This is a genomic window from Acidovorax sp. K2F (assembly GCF_025246485.1).
Classification (GTDB): Bacteria; Pseudomonadota; Gammaproteobacteria; order Burkholderiales; family Burkholderiaceae_C; genus Acidovorax; species Acidovorax delafieldii.
Genome location: NZ_JAOBSQ010000010.1, coordinates 1 through 18,792, shown reverse-complemented (window position 1 = coordinate 18,792; position 18,792 = coordinate 1). Strand labels below are relative to the sequence as shown.

Genomic DNA, 18,792 nt, shown 5'->3' with positions numbered 1-18,792 from the left:
TGCGCAATGGCTGCGCAGTGTTGCAGCGATGTGCGGTTTACCGCGCCCTGCCCTCTTCCACCAGCTCGATCGGCAACCCGTCCGGGTCGGCAAAAAAGGTGAACAGCGCCCCGGTGAACGGGTCCGTGCGCACCGGCTCCACGGCCACGCCATGTGCCGCCAGGGCAGCGACACTGGCCGCCATGTCGGCCACGCGCAGGGCCAGGTGGCGCAGGCCACAGGCCTCTGGGTAGGACGGGCGCGCAGGCGGTTCAGGAAAGGAAAACAGCTCCACCTGCGTGCCATCGGGCAGTTGCAGGTCGAGCTTGTACGACTGCCGCTCGGCGCGGTAGTGCTCGTGCACCACCTGCAGGCCCAGCACCTCGGTGTAGAAGCGGCGGGAACGGGCGTAGTCGCTGGCGATGATGGCCACGTGGTGCACACCGGTGGGCCGGAGCATGGGCGGTGGTGCGCTGTTGCTGCTCATGCGTCCGAGCCCGCAATGTCCAGCGCGCGCGATGCGCCAAACAGCGCGGGCGTGGCGCTGGGGTCGATGACCCAGCAGGGAATGGTCGCCAGATAGGACTGGAAGCGCCCTTTGGACTCAAACCGTGCGCGGAACGGGGACTGGTCAAACCACGTGCCCAGTCGCGGCACCATGCCGCCGCCCAGGTACACGCCACCGCGCGCACCCAGCGTGAGCGCCAGGTTGCCCGCCACACTGCCCAGAAAGCCGCAGAACAGCTCCAGCGCCTCCAGCGCCAGCGGGTCGTTGGCCTGCAGCGCCAGCTCGGTCACCTGCGCGGCGGAGCTGACTTCCTTGCCACCGCGCTGAGCCAGCCGGCGCAGCGCGTGGTACAGGTCCACCAGCCCGGCGCCACACACGGCGCGCTCGGCCGACACATGGCCGTAGCGCTCATGCAGGATGCCCAGCACATCGAATTCGCGCTGGGTCTGCGCGGCCAGCGTGACATGGCCGCCCTCGCCGGACAGCGGCACGCCCAGGCTGGAGCCGGGCGGAAACACCAGGCCCGACACCCCCAGTCCCGTGCCCGGGCCCAGCAACGCAATTGCGGCGCCCGGCACGGCCACGCCGCCACCCACGGGGCGCAGCTGCTCGGGCGTGAGCAGGGGCAGCGCCAGCGCCAGTGCGGTGAAGTCGTTGATGACCACCAGCCGCTCAAAACCAAAGGCCTCGCGCACGGCGCGCTGCGAGAAGCTCCAGCTGTGGTTGGTCATGCGGATGGCGTCTCCCGTGACAGGGTTGGCAATGCCAAACGCCGCCTCGCGCGGGGTGGCAATGCCCACTTCGGCCAGGTAGGCCGCCAGTGCGGCGTCCACCGTGGGGAACTGTGCGCAGGGCAGCACACGGGTGTCGTGCAGGGGGCCATCGGGCTGGTCTTGCCAGGCCAGGCGAATGTTGGTGCCGCCAATGTCGGCCAGCAGGCGCAGGGGTGTCATGCGGTGTTTTTAAGCAAAAACAGCTGCTAGCGCTAGTAGAACATGCGCTAACAGCTATTGGTTCAATAGCAACTAGTGTGCTGTCCCGCAAATAGCTGCGCGAAATGAAATCGATGACATCGCGCCCAGAGCAAGGCGCAAACCGCAGTGATAGCCGTCGCTATCGCGAGGATTTGCAACGCAGCCCTGGGGGTGAGGACGCGATTTCATGTGCAGCTATTTGCGGGACAGCACACTACATGCAACGATCCTGCGGCACTTGCGCCGCGCGGCTCACGCCAGCCGATTCTCGCTGCTGGCGTCAAACCAGTGAGCGTTGGCGGGCTCTACCGCCAGGCCCACGGTGTCGCCGGGCTGCACGCGGGTCTGGGCGTCGGTGCGCAGCGTGACGCTGCCTGCGGCCGTGTCCACCATCACATAGGTGTCGGGGCCCGTGGGCTCCACCACGCTGACGCGGCCGCGCCACGGGGCCGTCTCCTGCATCACCAGGTGCTCTGGGCGCACGCCCAGCAGCACCTCGTTGGCACTGGCGGGGGCCGCCAGGTTCAGCGCTGCGCCCTGGATGCCAAACTGCCCGCCCGTGGCCGCACCGCGCAGCAGGTTCATGGTGGGCGAGCCGATGAAGGTCGCCACATAGGTGTTGGCGGGCCGGTTGTAGATGTCGTCCGGTGTGCCCAGCTGCTGCACCACACCGCCCTTCATCACCGCGATGCGCGAGCCCAGCGTCATGGCCTCGACCTGGTCGTGTGTGACGTACACGCTGGTGATGCCGCTGGCCTGGTGCAGGCGCTTGATTTCGGCGCGCATCTCCACGCGCAGCTTGGCGTCCAGGTTGGACAGCGGCTCGTCGAACAGGAACAGCTGCGGCTGGCGCGCCAGCGCCCGCCCCATGGCCACACGCTGGCGCTGGCCGCCCGACAGCTGGCTGGGCCGGCGGTCCAGCAGGTGGCTGATCTGCAGCATGGCGGCCACTTCGTCGATGCGCTTTTGGCGCTCGGCCTTGGGCATCTTGCGCATCTCCAGCGCAAAGCCGATGTTGTCGGCCACGCTCAGCGTGGGGTACAGCGCGTAGCTCTGGAACACCATGGCGATGTCGCGGTCGCGCGGGGGCATGCCCACCACGTTCTTGCCGCCAATGCGGATCTCGCCCTCAGTGGGCTCATCCAGCCCCGCAATGATGTTGAGCAGCGTGGACTTGCCGCAGCCCGAGGGGCCGACCAGGATGAGGAACTCGCCTGGCGCGACGTGGATGTCCACCTTGCGCAGCACCTCCACGCTTTTGTCGCCCTTGCCAAAGCGCTTGTTGATGCCTGCAATGTCGAGTGATGACGCCATGATTTATCCCTTCACCGCGCCGGCTGTCAGCCCGCGCACAAAAAATTTACCCGCCAGCACATAGATCACCATCGTGGGCAGGCCCGCGATGATGGCGGCCGCCATGTCCACGTTGTAGGCCTTCACGCTGCTGCTGGTGTTGGCCAGGTTGTTCAGACCCACGGTGATGGGCTTGGACTCGGTGCCCGAGAACACCACGCCGAACAGAAAGTCGTTCCAGATATTGGTGAACTGCCAGATCAGCGTGACCATCACGATGGGCGTGGACAGCGGCAGCACGATGCGCCAGAAGATCTGCCAGAAGCTGGCGCCGTCCATGCGTGCCGCATTCACCAGCTCCTTGGGGATGGCCGCGTAGTAGTTGCGAAAGAACAGCGTGGTACCCGCCAGCCCGGCCAGGCAGTGCACCAGCACCAGCCCGGTGATGGAGCTGGACAGCCCCAGCCAGCCCAGCACCTGGCTCATGGGCAGCAGCACGACCTGGAAGGGCATGAACACGCCAAACAGCAGCAGGCCAAACAGCGTGTCGCTGCCGCGAAACTTCCACAGGCTCAGCACATAGCCGTTGAGCGCGCCCCACACGGTGGAGATCAGCACGGCCGGCACGGCCATAGCCACCGAGTTCCAGAAAAACGGGCGCAGGCCGTTGCAGTCCACGCCCGTGCAGGCGCTCTGCCAGGCCGTGCCCCAGGCCGACCAGTTCAGCGCAGCGGGCAGTGCCAGCAGCGAGGTGCTGCGGATCTCCTCTGCGTCCTTGAACGAGGTGACCAGCATGGCGTACAGCGGCAGCAGAAAGAACGCGGTGGCCAGGGCCAGCACGCCATAGACCAGCAGGCGACCCACGGACGGAAAAACAGAGGGCTTAGCGGTCATGGGGTTTGCTCCGCAGTTCGCTGTAAAGGTAAGGAATCACCAGGGCCGCCACGGTGGCCAGCATCATGGTGGCGCTGGCCGCGCCCAGGCCAATCTGCCCGCGCGAGAACGACATGGTGTACATGAAGGTGGCGGGCACATCGGTGGCAAAGCCAGGGCCGCCCGCCGTCAGCGCCATCACCAGGTCAAAGCTCTTGATGGCCAGGTGCGACAGCACCATGAGCGTGGAGAAAAACACCGGCCGCAGCGCAGGCAGCACGATGCGCCAGTAGATGCGCGGCAGCGAGGCACCATCGACCTGCGCGGCCTTGATGATGCTGTCGTCAATGCCGCGCAGCCCGGCGAGGAACAGCGCCATAGCAAACCCGGCGCTTTGCCAGATGCCGGCGATGACCACGCAGTAGATCGCCATCTCGGTGTCCACCAGCCAGCCAAATTCAAAGTTCGTGAAGCCCCAGTCGCGCACCATCTTTTCGATGCCCAGGCCGGGGTTCAGCAGCCACTTCCAGGCCGTGCCGGTCACCACGAACGACAGCGCCATGGGGTACAGGTAGATGGTGCGCAGCGCGCCCTCGGCGCGGATCTTCTGGTCCAGCAGCACGGCCAGCACCACACCAATCACCAGCGATCCGCCCACATAGCCCACGCCAAAAATGCCCAGGTTCTTCAGGGCGACCCACCAGCGGTCCATCTCCCACAGGCGCTCGTACTGCGCCAGGCCCGCCCATTCGTAGTTGGGCAGCATGCGCGATGCGGTGAGGCTGAGCACGCCGTTCCACACCATGAGGCCATAGATGAAGGCAAAACCCAGCACAAACGCCGGGGTCACCACCAGCCTGGGCAGCCAGGTTTCAAAGGAATTCTTCATTGCTTGCGAATCTCTCTTGCGTACGCACTACACACGCTGCGCGCGCGGTACGCGGTGTCTCGATCAGTCACTGAATCACCGTTTCACTCATTCACTCACCCACTTTGTGTCACATGAAAAAAGGGGGGTGCGCACAGAGCACCCCCCAATGAACAAAGTGTCTACCTCAAACTAACTCGCTACTCACTCACTTAGAACCTGTTCAAAATCTGTTCGGGGATCGCATTGGAGTGCAATCGGGATGAGTGGATGCCTTGGATGCGCCGCATGGGCTCGTGCCCACGCAAGCAGCCGAGGCGTCCAATCGCCCGATTTCACTCCAACCCTTCGGGCAAGTGCCTTGCCGGGCGGTCTGCGGCGTTGCGGCGCTTGTGGATAGCCGGGCTATCCACTGCGCCCCGCGCCTTGCACCCCATCCCGGCAAGGTACTTGTGCGACCCCGAAAAGATCTTGAGCAGGTTCTTACCACCACACCTCGTACTGCACGCCCACCAGCGTGCGCGAGGTCTTGCCATTGGCGCCAAAGGTGCCTGCGTTGGCCACCGCCGCCGCCTGGTTCCAGTTGGCCTTCGTCACGTACAGACGCAGCTCAGGGCGCGACCAGAAGTCTTCGTTCAGGGCCAGGGCACCCGCCAGCGTGACCTTGGACAGGCGCTGGTCCGGACCACTGCCCTTACGGGTGGTGGTGGACAGCTCCACCAGGCCCTTGAAGTTCTTGGTGAACGCGTACGAGCCACGGCCGCCCAGCGAGAAGTCCTTGGTCTCCACGCCGGTCAGGTCAGCCTTGTTGGTCTGGTAGCCAATGAGGGCCTGGCCGCCAAACGGGCCGCTTTGCCAGTTGATGGAGTCGGCAATGCGGGTGGCGCGCTTGCCTGCGCTGGTGCCCTCGATGGCTTCAAACTCCCCGTCGATGCGGGCATGGCCGCGCGATGTCTGCAAATACAGCGTGTTGCTGATGCTGGGCAGCAGGAACTCCTTTTGTGTGTGCATCAACGAGATGCCAGAGCCGGAGCCGCCACCCACCTGGTTCTTGCCGCCAACGGCGGTCAGCAGCACCCGCAGCTTGCCGCCGGGGTTGGTGTTGATCTCGGACAGGTCGGCGTTGATGCGGTGTGCCTTCACGTTGTTGGGCAGGCCGCCGTCAAACTTGTCGCCGGAGAACACGCCCACGCCCAGCTTCATGCCGCCCACAGGCACGTCGGTCACACCAGCGCCGATGTTGTCGCCGTAGTTCAGCAGGAAGTAGTCGACGATGTGCACGTCCTGGATCCGCAGGCGGCGCTGGCCGACCCAGAACTTGGCTTCGGGCGAGAACGAGAAGCCGCTCATTTCCACAAACGCCTGTTCGGTGCTGATGTCGCCACTGCCCCACTTGGCGGGCATGTAGTTCACCTTCCAGTTGATGCCGCCGGCCTCGAAGCCCTTGGCGAAGTTAACTTCGATACCGTTGTCACCCTCGTTGCCCAGGCGGTACTTCTGCAGCTCGCCGCCCAGCGTCAGGTTGCCCTTGACGCCATCGGAGTGGTTGAACACCGGGCCACCGCGGGAGTAGCCGTTGAACTCAAAGCCTGCTACGTCCATAGCAAAGGCGCCATTCGCGCATGCGGCGGCCAAAGCCACCGCCGTGAGGCGGTTTCTTGTCTTCATGATGGGATCCCTCTGGGGTTGGTTTTAGTGCGTGCGGGTGCGTGTGTTGGACACGGCTTACTTGGTCTTCGCGGCGGCCGCGATCTTCTTCATGGCGTCGCCGACGCTCACCTTGTCGTCGTTCCAGAACTGGCTGACGACATCCTTGATCGCCCCTTCGGTGGCAGGCGCAATCGCCATGCCATGGGCCACGCTGGGCACCAGGCCACCGCTCTTGGCAGTGTCGGCAAAGTCTTTGCTGGACAGCTTGGCGCAGTCGTCAAACTTGTCCATCTTCTGTCCGGTGCGCACAGGGATCGAGCCCTTGTTGAGGTTGAACACCTCCTGGAACTCAGGGCTCATGATGGAGCTGGCCAAGTCGCTCTGCGCCTTCTATGCTGCTGCGTCCTTGAGCTTGAACAGGATGAACGAGTCCACGTTGAAGGTGAACGCGTTGGCCGTGCCCGGTGCCGCTGCACACTGGAAGTCCTTGCCCGGCGCCTTGTTGGCCGCGATGAACTCACCCTTGGCCCAGTCGCCCATCAACTGGAAGCCCGCCTTGCCCTGGATGAGCATGGCCGTGGCCAGGTTCCAGTCGCGGCCGGGAGCGCCCGGGTCGGTGTAGGTCTTGATGCGGCGGAAGGTCTCCAGCGACTTCTTCATGGTGTCGCTGTTGATGGCCTTGTCGTCCAGTTTGACCAGGGCGTCCTGGTAGAACTTGGCACCGCCCACGCCCAGCACCACGGATTCAAAGGTCGTGAAGTCCTGCCAGTTCTGGCCGCCATGGGCCACCGGGACCAGGCCTGCGGCCTTGAGCTTGTCGGCAGCGGCAAAGAACTCGTCCCAGGTCTTGGGCATGCTGGCAACGCCCGCCTTCTTGAGCGCATCGGAGCTGGCCCACAGCCAGTTCACGCGGTGCACGTTGACCGGGGCAGCCACGTAGCTGCCCTTGTACTTCATCACGTCGGCGACCACCTTGGGCAGCACGTCGTCCCACTTCTCGGTCTTGGCCAGCGCATCGACATTGGCCAGCACGCCTTCGGACGCCCATTCCTGGATGGCCGGGCCCTTGACCTGGGCGGCCGAGGGCGGGTTGCCCGAGATCACGCGGCTCTTGAGCACCGTCATGGCGCTGTCGCCACCGCCGCCCGCCACGGCAAAGTCGCGCCAGGTGTGGCCTTTGGACTGCATGATCTTCTTGAGCTCGGCGGCCGACTTGGCCTCGCCGCCCGATGTCCAGTAGTGCAGGACCTCGACCTCCCCCGCGCTGGCAGACATCGCGGCCGCCAGGCCCACCGCCAGTGCGGCGATCTTTGTCATCTTCCACATACCCTTGTCTCCTCGACGTTGTTTTCAGAACCCGTTGCTGCGCCGTGATACCGGTGCCGTTCAGCGCAGTCGGTACTTTAATTACAATAATTAATTTAATTCTCAGGGCTTTCCCTGAGAGTCGCAGCGGCCCCACAGAGGGCCCGTTGCAGGGGCCTTTGTTATGCTCAATCCATGGCCACGATACTGATTGTCGAAGACGACGCCCTCCTGCTCGACGCTCTCACCGGCCAGCTCAAGCAACTCGATTACAGCGTCTGCACCGCCAGCAGCGTGGCGCAGGCCATGGCGCTTTTGCAGACGCAGGCGGTGGACGGCATCATCCTGGACCTGGGCCTGCCCGGCGCCGACGGCATGGAGCTGCTGACCTGGGCCCGCGCGCACATTGCCGGCCTGCCCGTGCTGATCCTCACCGCCCGCGATGGCGTCGACGACCGCGTGCTGGGCCTGAACGCCGGGGCCGACGACTACATCACCAAGCCCTTCAACATGCAGGAGCTGCAGGCCCGCCTGCAGGCCATGCTGCGCCGCGCGCGCCAGCCCGCCTTCACCCAGGCCAGCAGCGCTGCGGGCGCCGTCAGCACCACCATCGGCCCCCTGGTGCTGGACCACGCCAGCCATGCCGCGGCCCTGAACGGTGACCTGCTGGAGCTGACCCAGCGTGAGTGGGAGCTGCTGGAGCTGCTGGCCCACCGCTGTGGCGAAGTCGTCACGCGCGACGACGTGCTGGCCGCCTGGCGCGCCAGCCCGCCCGAGCCGGGCCAAACCGCCGCCCCGCTGAACTCCAATGCACTGGAGGTGTATGTGCACCGCCTGCGCAAGAAGCTCGACCAGTCCAATCTGGTGATCCGCAATATCCGGGGGCTGGGGTACATGCTGAATAAACCGTGAGCATCCCCCTGAGCGGCTGCGTCGCTTCCCCCTTCTCTCGCGCTGTGCGCGGGAAGGGGGACGCCGCCAGCGCGGCGGGGCGGCCCTTGCGCGGCGGCCCTCGCGTGGGCCGTGCCGGTTTTCAACGCAGCGCCGCCTATCTTTGACTGTTGAAACATGCGCCACGTACCTGGGGTCTCTCTTCAACGCAAGCTGCTGCTGTGGCTGCTGCTGCCGCAGCTGGTGCTGTGGCTGTCGGGTGGGTTTCTGGCGTGGCGCATTGCGCTGCAGAACGGCGAGAAGGGCATTGACCAGACGCTGACCCAGTCGGTGCGGGCGCTGGCGCGGCAGATCAAGCCGATTGGCGATGGGCTGCTGGTGGACTTTCCGAAGGCCGCGCAGGACATCCTGGAGCAGGACCCAGCCGACCGCATCACCTACATGGTGTCGTCCCCGCCCGGCCGCTTTTTGCTGGGCAACGCGCAGCTGCCGCCACCGCCCGCCCAGGTTGATGTGGCGGTGGGCGAGGCGTTTTTGTACCAGGCGCGGGTGGACGACAAACCGGTGCGCGTGGCCTTGCTGGATGTGGACTACGGCACCGCCTCCACCCGCCAGCGCCTGCGCGTGCAGGTGGCCCAGAGCCTCACAGTGCGCGAGCGCATTGCGCAGGAACTGCTGGAGCGCATGGTGTTCCCCATGGGCCTGATGGGCCTGGCCCTGAGTGCCGTGGTGTATGCGGGCGTGCTGCGCGGCCTGCAACCCCTCAAGCGCCTGGAGGCGCAAATTGAGCGCGCAGGCGCGCAGCCCCACACGGGCACCACGCCGCTGCCGCCCATTGAGCTGACCTCTGCACCGCAGGAAGTGCATTCGCTGGCCAGCACCATCAACCGCCTGCTGGAGACCGTGGCGCGTGGCCAGCAAAAGGAAAAGCGGTTTCTGAACGACGCTGCCCACCAGCTGCGCACGCCGCTCGCAGGCCTGATCGGCCAGACCGAACTGGCCCTGCACGAAAGCCACGAACCCGCAGTGCAGGCCCGCCTGCAAAAGGTGCTGTCGGCCGCGCAACGCAGCGCGCACCTGGTGCACCAGCTGCTGCAGCTGGCGCGCTCGGAGTCGAACGTGGAGATGCAGTCCATCGACCTCGCCGCCCTGGCCCGCGAGGTGGCCCGCGAATGGGCCGCCCGCGCCCTGGCCCAGGGCATGGACCTGGGCTACGAGGGCGTGGACCACCTGCCCGCGCAGGGCCACCCGCTGCTGCTGCGCGAGGCGTTGAACAACCTCATCGACAACGCGCTGCACTACGCGGGCCCCGGCGCCACGGTGACGGTGCGCGTGGGCCATGAAGAGCCGGGGCATTGGGCGCTGCTGGTGGTGGAGGACGACGGACCGGGCGTGCCGGCCGAGCACCTGGGCGATCTGTTTGCGCGGTTCTGGCGCGGGTCGGACAAGGCGGGGGGGTGCGGACTGGGGCTGTCGATCGTGGAAGAGATCGCGCTGCGGCACGGGGGGCGGACGGTGGCGGAAGGGGTGGTGCCGAAGGGGTTGCGGGTGGGGATGCGGCTGCCTGCGGGGTGAGTTTTTGGTGTTTTTGGCTGGGTGCGCTAGTGCTTCATGTCTTGGCAGCTATGATTTTTATAGTGATCTTCAGCACTTCCGGACGGGAGATTTCCGGCCGACGTTGACGGTTTGATGCGTATTTTTTCACGCTCAGTCTTGGGGGCTTGTGCTCATCGAATGGCATGCCGGCACTGAGGGCGGAGGCCGGGAGTCGCCCGGCGTGCGAGTAACTTTCTTTCGCGTCGCCGAAAGAAAGTCACCAATGAAAGGGCGACCCTACTGCGCGCGTCCCTTCGCTGCGCTACGGGCAACCTGCGATGCTCGCACAGAGGGTGCGCCGCAGAACTCACTGCGCGCTACGCGCTCCGTTCAAACAACTGCGGCAAGTCAGTGCACGAAGTGCGTGTGTCCTTCGGCACACGCACGCACCCCCTGCCCTGCGCTTCTCGGCACGCGCAGAAGGGAACCCAAAAACGGACATCCACACGGGCCATTGCTTCGCTGCGCTGCGCTCGGCCCCGTCTCGCGGGCGTAAGCGCCACGCGCTGCGCAGGCACGGCCGAGCGCAGCAATGGCCCGAATGGATGTCCGGCTGTCCGGCTGTTCGGTTGTTCGGTTGTTCGGTTGTTCGGTTGTTTGGATGTTCGGCTGTCCACCCCCTGCTGGCTGTGCCTACGGCGGGGCGGTTGTGGGGTGAGCATGGGCGTCGGAGCGCCCATGCCTCGTCAACTGACTCGCCGTGGATGTCTGAGCGGCGCGCGCAGCGCAAAGCGAGTTCCACGGCGCACCCCACAACCGCTCCGCCGCAGGTTTGCCCCGGAGCGAAGCGCAGGGGTCGCAGACTGGGGGTCGCCTTTCTTTTGGGTACTTTTCTTTGGCGAAGCAAAGAAAAGTACCTCGCCCGCCGGGGCGACTCCCGGCCTCCGCACTCAAACCAGGCACACCACCTGATAAGCAAGTAGCCTTGCGAATACCCAAAAACAAAAGCGGCCAGCACCTGCACCCCAGGCACCAGCCGCCCCAATACAAAAACAAACCTCAAGCCGCGAGGATCAGCTTCTCCAGCTTCACAGCATCCACCGCAAACGCCCGAATCCCCTCAGCCAGCTTCTCGGTCGCCATCGCATCCTCATTCAGCGCAAACCGGAACCCCGCCTCGTCATAGTTCACCGCAGGCAAGTCCATGCCCTTGGCAGCCTCTGCATCCAACGCCCGCTGCAACGGTGCATCACTCGCAGCCAGCTGCGCCAACAGCTCGGGCGCAATGGTCAACAGGTCGCACCCGGCCAGCGCCGTGATCTGCCCCACATTGCGGAAGCTCGCGCCCATCACCTCGGTGGCAATGCCAAAACGCTTGTAGTGGTTGTAGATCTGCGTGACCGACTGCACGCCCGGGTCGTTGGCGCCTGCGCGCGCGGCCTCGTCCCAGCTCGCGCCTGCCTGCTTTTTGTACCAGTCGTAAATACGGCCCACAAAGGGCGAGATCAGCTGCACCTTGGCCTGGCCGCAGGCCACGGCCTGGGCAAAAGAGAACAGCAGCGTGAGGTTGGTGTGGATGCCCTTGCGCTCCAGCTGGGCGGCGGCCTGGATGCCCTCCCACGTGGCCGCGATTTTGATGAGCACGCGGTCGATGTGGATGCCTTCGGCCTGATACAGCTCGATGATGCGCTCGGCGCGCGTGACGGTGGCGCTGGTGTCAAAGCTCAGGCGGGCGTCCACTTCGGTGGAAACACGGCCGGGCACGTGGGTCAGGATCTCGCAACCAAAACGCACCAGCAGGCGGTCGATCACCTCGTCCATCGCACGCCCTTGCCACTTGGCGACGGTGTCCTTGAGCAGCGGCGCGTATTCGGGCTTTTGCACCGCCTTGAGAATCAGCGAGGGATTGGTCGTGGCGTCCTGCGGACGGAACTGGGCCAGTTGCAGAAAGTCGCCGGTGTCGGCAACCACGGTGGTGAACTGTTTGAGTGCGTCGAGTTGGTTCGTCATGGCGCCATTATTCCGCATTGGTCCGGGCGCCTTCGGTACTACCAACCACTGATACGCCGTGGGCACCCAGGCTCAGCTGCACCGCGTCGCCCACAGCCAGCACATCGTCCAGGTCGGACGACACCACAAAAATATGGCCCAGCGCAGTCTCGAAGGTGTATTCGTACACGGCGCCCAGGTAGGCCCGCTTGTCCAGCCGCGCGGGCAGCAGGCCTTCGCCCTGGCGGTGAATGCGCCAGGCCTCCGGCCGCACCGCCACCTTCACCGGGCAGCTCTTCACCGCCATGCGGGGGCGCAACACCAGTGGGCCGAGCGCCACTGTGCCGTCAGCGTCGGCCACAGCCGGGAACAGCATGGCCTCGCCCATGAAGCCCGCGACGAATTCGCTGTGCGGGGTTTCATACAGCGCGCGGGGCGAGCCCTTTTGTGCAATCAGGCCCTGGTTCATCACGATGATCTGGTCGCTCACCGCCATGGCCTCAGCCTGGTCGTGCGTGACGTAGGCCACCGTGAGCGACAGGCGCTGCTGCAGCGCACGGATCTCTTCACGCATCTCGCGGCGCAGGCGGGCGTCGAGGTTGGACAAGGGCTCGTCAAACAGCAGCACCTCGGGCTCCAGCACCAGCGCACGGGCCAGGGCCACACGCTGCTGCTGCCCGCCCGAGAGTTCACTGGGCAGGCGGTCGTCATAGCCCACCAGGCCCACGCCGCGCAGCGCCTCCACGGCCTTGGTGCGCGCCTGCTCCTTGGGTTGGCCTGACATACGCAGGCCGTACATCACGTTCTCCACCACATTCATGTGCGGGAACAACGCGTAGCTCTGGAACATCATGCTCACATTGCGTTGCGCGGGGCCCAGCGTGGTCACGTCCTGGCCTGCGATGAAGATCTCGCCCGAAGTGGGCGATTCCAGCCCCGCAATCATGCGCAAGGTGGTGGTCTTGCCGCAGCCCGAGGGGCCGAGGATGGTGGTGAGCGTGCCGCGCGGCACCTCAAAGCTGATGCCCTTGACGGCCAGGGCCGCGCTGCTGTCGCTGCCGTAGCGCTTGGTGATGTTGCGGAACACGATGCCCGCGTCATTGTTGTTCATGGCGTGTTTTCTTTTTTCAGAGGGGGTCAATGCGCAGCGGGAGCGGCTCCACGGCGGCCCAGTTTGCGGTCACCCACCAGCAGCTGAATGAGTCCGATGGAGGCCGACATAAGGACGATGAGCACCGTGCAGTACGCCAGCGCCACGCCATAGTCGCCATTGCCCACGCGGCCGATGATGTAGGTGGTGGCCAGCTCGTTCTCGGCGGTGACCAGGAAGATCACCGCGCTCACGGTGGTGATGGCACGCACAAAGCTGTAGATCAGTGCAGCCACCAGCGCGGGCTTGAGCAGCGGCAGCACCACATGGCGCAGCGTCTGCACGCTGCCTGCGCGCAGCATGACGGACGCCTCATCCAGCGACCGGTCGAGTTGCTTGAACGCCGCCGTGCCCGCACGCACGCCCACCGGCAGGTTACGGAACATGAAGCACAGCACGATGATGAGTGCCGTGCCCGTCAGCTCGAACGGCGGCACGTTGAACGCCAGGATGTAGCTCACGCCCAGCACCGTGCCGGGAATGGCAAAAGCCAGCAGCGCTGCAAACTCGAACGCGCCCTGCCCCCGGAACTCGGTGCGCGCCAGCAGCCACGCAATGCCGATGCCCAGCGTGGCCGTGAGCGGGGCCGAGATGGCGGCGAGCTTGAGCGTGGTGAAGAACGAGTTCCACGCCGTGCCCGCCCACACCACACCAAACTCGCCCCATTCCACGCTGAACGCGGTACGGAAATGCGCCAGCGTGATGGTGTAGTCGCGCCCCCAGGTCTGCACAAAGCCGCCGGCCAGCGCAAACAGGTACACGATGAGGGTGAACGCCATCCAGGGCAGTGCAATCGAGTGCACCACGCGGCGCACACCGGTGGGCAGCGGCATGGCAATGCCTGCATCACCCTTGCCCGATACGGTGGTGAAGTTCTGTTTGCCCAGCAAGCCGCGCTGGATGGCGAACACGGTGAGCGCAAAGAATGTGAGGATCCAGGCCAGCGACGCGGCACGGCCTTGGTCATACTGCGCACCCACGATGGCAAAGAAGATTTCGGTGGACAGCACCGAGAACTGCCCGCCCACCACGATGGGGTTGCCGAAGTCGGCCATGCTTTCGATGAAGCCCACCAGGAACGCATTGGCCAGGCCCGGCTTGAGCAGCGGCAGAGTCACGGTCATGAAGGTGCGGTGCGGGCTGGCACGCAGCGTTTGCGCGGCCTCTTCCAGACTGGGCGCCACGCCCTGCACCACGCCGCGCATGATCATGAAAGCAATGGGTGTGAAGGCAAAGGTCTGCGCCACCCATACGCCCAGCCAGCCGTAGAACCAGCGCGACGGCGTGATGCCAAACGCGTATTCCAGAAACTGGTTGAACACCCCCGCACGGCCGAACAGCAGGATGAGCCCCAGGCCCACCACAAACGGCGGCGTGATGATGGGCAGCAGCGCCACGATGTTCAGCGGCCGCGCATAGCGGCGCGATGCGCGCTCGGCCATCAGGGCCATGAAGGTGCCCAGCAGCGTGGTGCTGGTGGCCGTCATCAAGCCCAGGAACAGCGTGTTCCAGGCCACGCCGCAGCGCTGGCCGCCCGCCAGGCACGACAGGCTGAAGTTGCGCTCGTGCGCAATGCGCTCCCACACCACGGCCAGCGAGAACGGGCCGTCCTCCAGAAAAAACGCAGCCGACAGCGCCTTGAGCACCGGGAACACGATGAACAGCGCGAGCAGGCTGCCACAGCCCACCACTGCCGCAGCCACGAACAGGTCGCCCTTGAAGAAGCCCCGCCGTGCCACCCCGAAAGACAGCAGCACCAGCAGCGCCGACAGCACCACAAACCCGCCCCAGCCCATGCCGGGCTGGCGCGCGCCCAGTTCGCCCAGGCTGGTGTTCATCCATTCAAACGCCCAGCCGCGCGCACCAATCGCAAAGCCGCTGAGCAGCAGGGCCACCAGCCCCAGTGCACCCCCCGCCACCAGCAGGGCGCCCTGCTTGCGCCCGGCGGGCAGGCACGCACCCAGGCCCGCCACCACCAGCCCGGCGAGGCCCAGCCACAGCCAGGGGCGCCCGAACAAGGCCGCCTGCATCAGCCCGTTGGCGGCCTGCTCGCTGCTGAAGACCTGGCCCACCGCCAACAGGCCATTGGCGTCCTGCTGTGCATACCAGGGGAACACCAGGTACCCCAGTACGCCCATGGCCAGCCAGACCCACAGGGGCCGGTTGACCGAGGCACCGGGAGTCCTGGTCCGAAGGGTTGCGTGCGCCGCCGCTGCTGCCGACACCACCACCCCTTAGCGCGTTGCGTTTTGCACGTCTTTTTCCCAGCGCGCAATCAGGCGGCGGCGCTCGGCGCTGGCGCCGTATTTGGCGTAGTCGTAGTTGATGAGCTTCATCTTGGCCGGATCGGTCATGCGCGGGTCCTTGGGCACCTGCGTGTTGCTGGGCAGCTGGAACTGCTTGGCCGCCAGGCCAAACTGCTGACCACCCGGCGTGAGCGCCCATTCGTAGAACTTCTTGGCGGCCTCGGTGTTGGGGCCGTTCTTGACGATGCTCATGGAGCCCACCTCGGCGCCAGTACCTTCAGAAGGTGTGACCGAGCCCACGGGGAAGCCATTGACCGCCTCGGTGGTCACGTCGTGCACGAAGCTCACGGACACCGTGGTCTCGCCGCGTGCAACCGCCTTGACAGGCGCCGTGCCTGAACGGGTGTACGCGCTGATGTTGGGGTGCAGGGCCTTGAGGTATTCAAACGCCTTTTCCTCGCCCATGATCTGCACCAGCGTGGCGATCATGGTGTAGGCGGTGCCGCTAGAGGCCGGGTTGGCCATCTGAACCTCGCCCTTGAATTCAGGCTTGAGCAGGTCGACCCACGACTGGGGCGGGTTGAGCTTGCGCTTGGCCAGCAGCTCCTTGTTGTAGCCAAAACCCAGCGGGCCCAGGTACACGCCCACGGTGCGGTACTTGGAATCGCCCGCCTGCTTTTGTGCCCAAGGGTACAGCTGCGCCAGCTGGGGCGACTTGTATTCGAGCGTCAGGCCCTGCTCGGCCGCCTGCAGATGCGGGTCGCCTGTGCCGCCAAACCAGATGTCGGTCTTGGGGTTGGCGCGCTCGGCGTTGAGCTGCGCCAACGCCTCGCCCGAGCCCTTGGCCGTCATGTTGACCTTGGTGCCAGTGGTCTTGGCGTACACCGTGGACATCAGGTTGCACCACTCGGCCTGCACCGAGCAGATGATGTTGACCTGGCCCTGGGCCCAGCTGCCCGATGCAGCGGCCACAAGGGCCGCACCGGCCAGAAGTTTTGTCAGCAAGGGTTTGCGCATGGAAGGCTCCTCAGTATCTGGATAACGTGATGGAGGATGCTATGCGTGCAGGGCCTGCCCGAGCCAGGGGGGAAACGCCCAGGCCCCGTGCAAGCAGGTTGAAAGGCAGGGATTGCGCGGGCCCCATACCTTTGGGAACCGAGTTACATTAAACGCAGATGGCCCCACCACCGCGCGCCCAGCCGGTGGATGAAGCGTCCACCCAAGCCCTTTCCAAGGCCCCCTGCGCAGCCTGCCCTGCCTTCACAGACTGACATGCTCGACCGCATCACCGCCTCCCTGCCCTCGCTGGCCCCCGCCGAACAGCGCGTGGCCAAGCTGGTGCTGACCGACCCCCGCACCTTCGCCCGCCTGCCCGTGCGCGAGCTGGCCGAGCGCGCGCATGTGAGCAAACCCACCGTGGTGCGCTTTTGCCGCAGCATGGGTTACGACGGGCTGGCGGACTTCAAGCTCAAGCTGGCAGGCAGTGTGAGCGAAGGCGTGCCCTTCATCCACCGCAGTGTGGATGCAGACGACAAGACCGGTGACGTTCTGGTGAAGGTGGTGGACAACGCCGTGGCAGCGTTCCTGCAATACCGCAACGCGGCCAGCACCGTGGCCATCGAACGTGCGGCCGAGGCCATTGCAGACACGTGGAAGAAAGGCAAACGCATCGAGTTCTACGGCGTGGGCAACTCGGGCATCGTGGCGCAGGACGCACAGCACAAGTTTTTCCGCCTGGGCGTAACCTCGATTGCCAGCAGCGACGGCCACATGCAGGTGATGAGCGCCACCCTGCTGGGCCCAGGCGACTGCGCCGTGATCATCTCCAACTCGGGCCGCACCCGCGACCTGATGGACGCGGCGGACATCGCCCGCCGCAACGGCGCCACCACCATCGTCATCACCGCCAGCGGCTCGCCCCTGGCCAGCACCTGCCAGATCCATCTGGCGGCCGACCACCCCGAGGGCTACGACCGCTACAGCCCCATGGTGTCGCGCCTCATGCACTTGCTCATCATCGACGTGCTGGCCACCTGCGTGGCGCTACGCATCGGCAGCTCGCTGCAGCCGATCCTGCAGCAGATGAAGGAAAACCTGCGGGCCAAGCGTTACGCGTAAATCCTGGCCATCAGGCCGGGCCGGCCCACGCGTTCTCAGTCCAGCGTGACACCCGCGTCGCGGATCACCTTGCCCCACTTGGTCGTTTCGGCCGCAAGAAAAGCGTCGCACGCCTCGGGCGTGGTGCCTTCACCAAAGGTGCCCATGGTGTCGAGTTTGGCCTTGGTTTCATCACTCTGGATGATGGCGTTCACGGCGTCCGACATGCGCTTGACGATGTCGCGCGGCGTCCCTGCGGGTGCAATCATGCTGGCCCAGGTACTGCCCAGCATGCCGGGCACGCCTTGCTCGATGAAGGTCGGCACGTCAGGCAACATGGGCAAGCGCTTTTCGCTGGCCACGCCGATGAGGGTGATGCGGCCTGCCTTGGCGGGCTGGATCAGGTTGGGCGGAGGGTCGAGGAACAGGGGCACCTGGCCGCCGAGCAAGTCCGTCAACGCCGGGGCTGCGCCGCGGTAGGGAATGTGGACCATGAAGGTCTTGGTCAGTGACTTGAGCAGCTCGCTGGTCAGGTGCGCGGCAGAGCCTGTGCCTGATGAGGCAAAACTCACCTTGCCAGGGTTGGCCTTGGCATAGGCCACGAGTTCTTTCACCGTCTTGAACGGTGCATTGGGCGCCACCGCCGCCACCAACGGAGAAACACCCAGCAGCGACACGCCCATCAGGTCCTTGCGCGGGTTGTAGGGCAGTTTGGGGTAGAGCGTGGTGTTGGCGGTAAAGGCCGGAATGACCACACCAAAGGTGTGACCGTCCGGGGCGGACTTGGCGACGGCATCCACGCCGATGATGCTGTTCGCACCGGGTTTGTTGTCGATGACAACCGGCTGACCGAATTGCTTTTGCAGGCCTACCGTCAGCAGACGCGCCATCTGGTCGGTAAACCCGCCCGCCGTGTACGGCACGATGATGCGAATCGGGCGGCTGGGCCAACTGGTTTGGGCCAGTGCTGGCAATGCCGTACTGGCCAGCGCTGCGCCAGTGGCCTGGACAAGCCTGCGACGGGAAAGGAATGTGCTCATGGTTTTGTCTCCTGCTGATTTATAGGTATAAAAAGCAGCCTCAGCGCTCGTCGAACAAGCGCTAAAAGCTATATTTTTTTATAGCACTCAGATCCCATCGAATGGGGTGTGCCTGTGATCTGCGGGGCTCAGACGGCCTTGACCAGTTCAGGCACAGCCGTGAACAGATCCGCTTCCAGCCCGTAGTCGGCCACGCTGAAGATCGGTGCCTCAGGGTCCTTGTTGATCGCCACGATCACCTTGGAGTCCTTCATGCCCGCCAAGTGCTGGATAGCACCCGAGATACCGGCGGCCACATACAGCTGCGGTGCCACGATCTTGCCGGTCTGGCCCACTTGCCAGTCGTTGGGTGCGTAGCCTGCGTCCACCGCCGCGCGGCTGGCACCGAGCGCC

15 protein-coding genes and 1 pseudogene are annotated in these 18,792 nt (G+C 65.2%); 3 read left to right on the top strand and 13 right to left on the bottom strand.

Features of this window, described 5'->3' with window-relative positions; translation table 11 throughout:
• Window positions 1-37 precede the first annotated feature (37 nt).
• The 7 genes and pseudogenes from N4G42_RS04570 to N4G42_RS04540 all read right to left on the bottom strand — a co-directional run bounded on the left by N4G42_RS04570 (window position 38) and on the right by N4G42_RS04540 (window position 7,471).
• Window positions 38-466 carry a VOC family protein gene (locus N4G42_RS04570; RefSeq protein ID WP_108498894.1) on the bottom strand — a complete coding sequence of 143 codons (429 nt, stop codon included), beginning with the start codon at window positions 464-466 and terminating at the stop codon, window positions 38-40.
• Window positions 463-1,440 carry a glucokinase gene (glk, locus tag N4G42_RS04565; RefSeq protein WP_260666328.1) on the bottom strand — a complete coding sequence of 326 codons (978 nt, stop codon included), beginning with the start codon at window positions 1,438-1,440 and terminating at the stop codon, window positions 463-465. The genes N4G42_RS04570 and glk overlap by 4 nt, the downstream gene beginning before the upstream one ends.
• A 273-nt stretch (window positions 1,441-1,713) precedes the next feature.
• Window positions 1,714-2,775 (bottom strand): ABC transporter ATP-binding protein, encoded by a 1,062-nt coding sequence (locus tag N4G42_RS04560; protein ID WP_260666327.1) that lies wholly within the window; start codon window positions 2,773-2,775, stop codon window positions 1,714-1,716.
• Between the two features lie 3 nt (window positions 2,776-2,778).
• Window positions 2,779-3,648 carry a carbohydrate ABC transporter permease gene (locus N4G42_RS04555; RefSeq protein ID WP_056744049.1) on the bottom strand — a complete coding sequence of 290 codons (870 nt, stop codon included), beginning with the start codon at window positions 3,646-3,648 and terminating at the stop codon, window positions 2,779-2,781.
• Window positions 3,638-4,516 (bottom strand): carbohydrate ABC transporter permease, encoded by an 879-nt coding sequence (locus tag N4G42_RS04550; RefSeq protein ID WP_015012611.1) that lies wholly within the window; start codon window positions 4,514-4,516, stop codon window positions 3,638-3,640. Before N4G42_RS04550 ends, N4G42_RS04555 begins: the two co-directional genes overlap by 11 nt.
• A gap of 462 nt (window positions 4,517-4,978) precedes the next feature.
• Complete coding sequence (locus N4G42_RS04545; RefSeq protein ID WP_056058431.1) at window positions 4,979-6,097, bottom strand: carbohydrate porin; 1,119 nt, start codon at window positions 6,095-6,097, stop codon at window positions 4,979-4,981.
• A 123-nt stretch (window positions 6,098-6,220) separates the two neighbouring features.
• Window positions 6,221-7,471 (bottom strand): annotated as a pseudogene (locus N4G42_RS04540) (ABC transporter substrate-binding protein).
• A 174-nt stretch (window positions 7,472-7,645) separates the two neighbouring features.
• Between N4G42_RS04540 and N4G42_RS04535 the strand changes: the two are divergent.
• Together N4G42_RS04535 and N4G42_RS04530 are read left to right on the top strand one after the other, a co-directional pair.
• Window positions 7,646-8,362 (top strand): response regulator transcription factor, encoded by a 717-nt coding sequence (locus N4G42_RS04535; RefSeq protein ID WP_099731189.1) that lies wholly within the window; start codon window positions 7,646-7,648, stop codon window positions 8,360-8,362.
• Between the two features lie 156 nt (window positions 8,363-8,518).
• Entirely contained in the window at window positions 8,519-9,916 is a 1,398-nt protein-coding gene (locus N4G42_RS04530) for a sensor histidine kinase (protein ID WP_056744047.1), read from the top strand.
• A gap of 1,020 nt (window positions 9,917-10,936) precedes the next feature.
• On the opposite strand, the gene tal is transcribed toward N4G42_RS04530, so the two are convergent.
• The 4 genes from tal to N4G42_RS04510 all read right to left on the bottom strand — a co-directional run bounded on the left by tal (window position 10,937) and on the right by N4G42_RS04510 (window position 16,279).
• Window positions 10,937-11,887 carry a transaldolase gene (gene tal / locus N4G42_RS04525; RefSeq protein WP_116748975.1) on the bottom strand — a complete coding sequence of 317 codons (951 nt, stop codon included), beginning with the start codon at window positions 11,885-11,887 and terminating at the stop codon, window positions 10,937-10,939.
• A 7-nt stretch (window positions 11,888-11,894) separates the two neighbouring features.
• The gene (locus tag N4G42_RS04520) at window positions 11,895-12,977 is read right to left on the bottom strand and encodes an ABC transporter ATP-binding protein (protein ID WP_260666325.1); all 1,083 of its coding nucleotides are present in this window, start codon (window positions 12,975-12,977) and stop codon (window positions 11,895-11,897) included.
• 26 nt (window positions 12,978-13,003) lie between these two features.
• Window positions 13,004-15,154: an ABC transporter permease gene (locus N4G42_RS04515; RefSeq protein WP_260666359.1), complete on the bottom strand. Its 2,151-nt coding sequence runs from the start codon at window positions 15,152-15,154 to the stop codon at window positions 13,004-13,006.
• 96 nt (window positions 15,155-15,250) lie between these two features.
• Window positions 15,251-16,279 carry an ABC transporter substrate-binding protein gene (locus N4G42_RS04510; protein ID WP_260666324.1) on the bottom strand — a complete coding sequence of 343 codons (1,029 nt, stop codon included), beginning with the start codon at window positions 16,277-16,279 and terminating at the stop codon, window positions 15,251-15,253.
• Window positions 16,280-16,534: 255 nt separating this feature from the next.
• Between N4G42_RS04510 and N4G42_RS04505 the strand changes: the two genes are divergently transcribed.
• The gene (locus N4G42_RS04505; RefSeq protein WP_056058413.1) at window positions 16,535-17,380 is read left to right on the top strand and encodes a MurR/RpiR family transcriptional regulator; all 846 of its coding nucleotides are present in this window, start codon (window positions 16,535-16,537) and stop codon (window positions 17,378-17,380) included.
• A 35-nt stretch (window positions 17,381-17,415) separates the two neighbouring features.
• On the opposite strand, the gene N4G42_RS04500 is transcribed toward N4G42_RS04505, so the two are convergent.
• Window positions 17,416-18,399, bottom strand: a complete 984-nt coding sequence (locus N4G42_RS04500) for a Bug family tripartite tricarboxylate transporter substrate binding protein (protein ID WP_260666322.1) — start codon at window positions 18,397-18,399, stop codon at window positions 17,416-17,418.
• A 128-nt stretch (window positions 18,400-18,527) separates the two neighbouring features.
• Window positions 18,528-18,792: electron transfer flavoprotein subunit alpha/FixB family protein (locus N4G42_RS04495; protein WP_260666321.1), on the bottom strand; the 265-nt coding region annotated here is incomplete at its 5' end.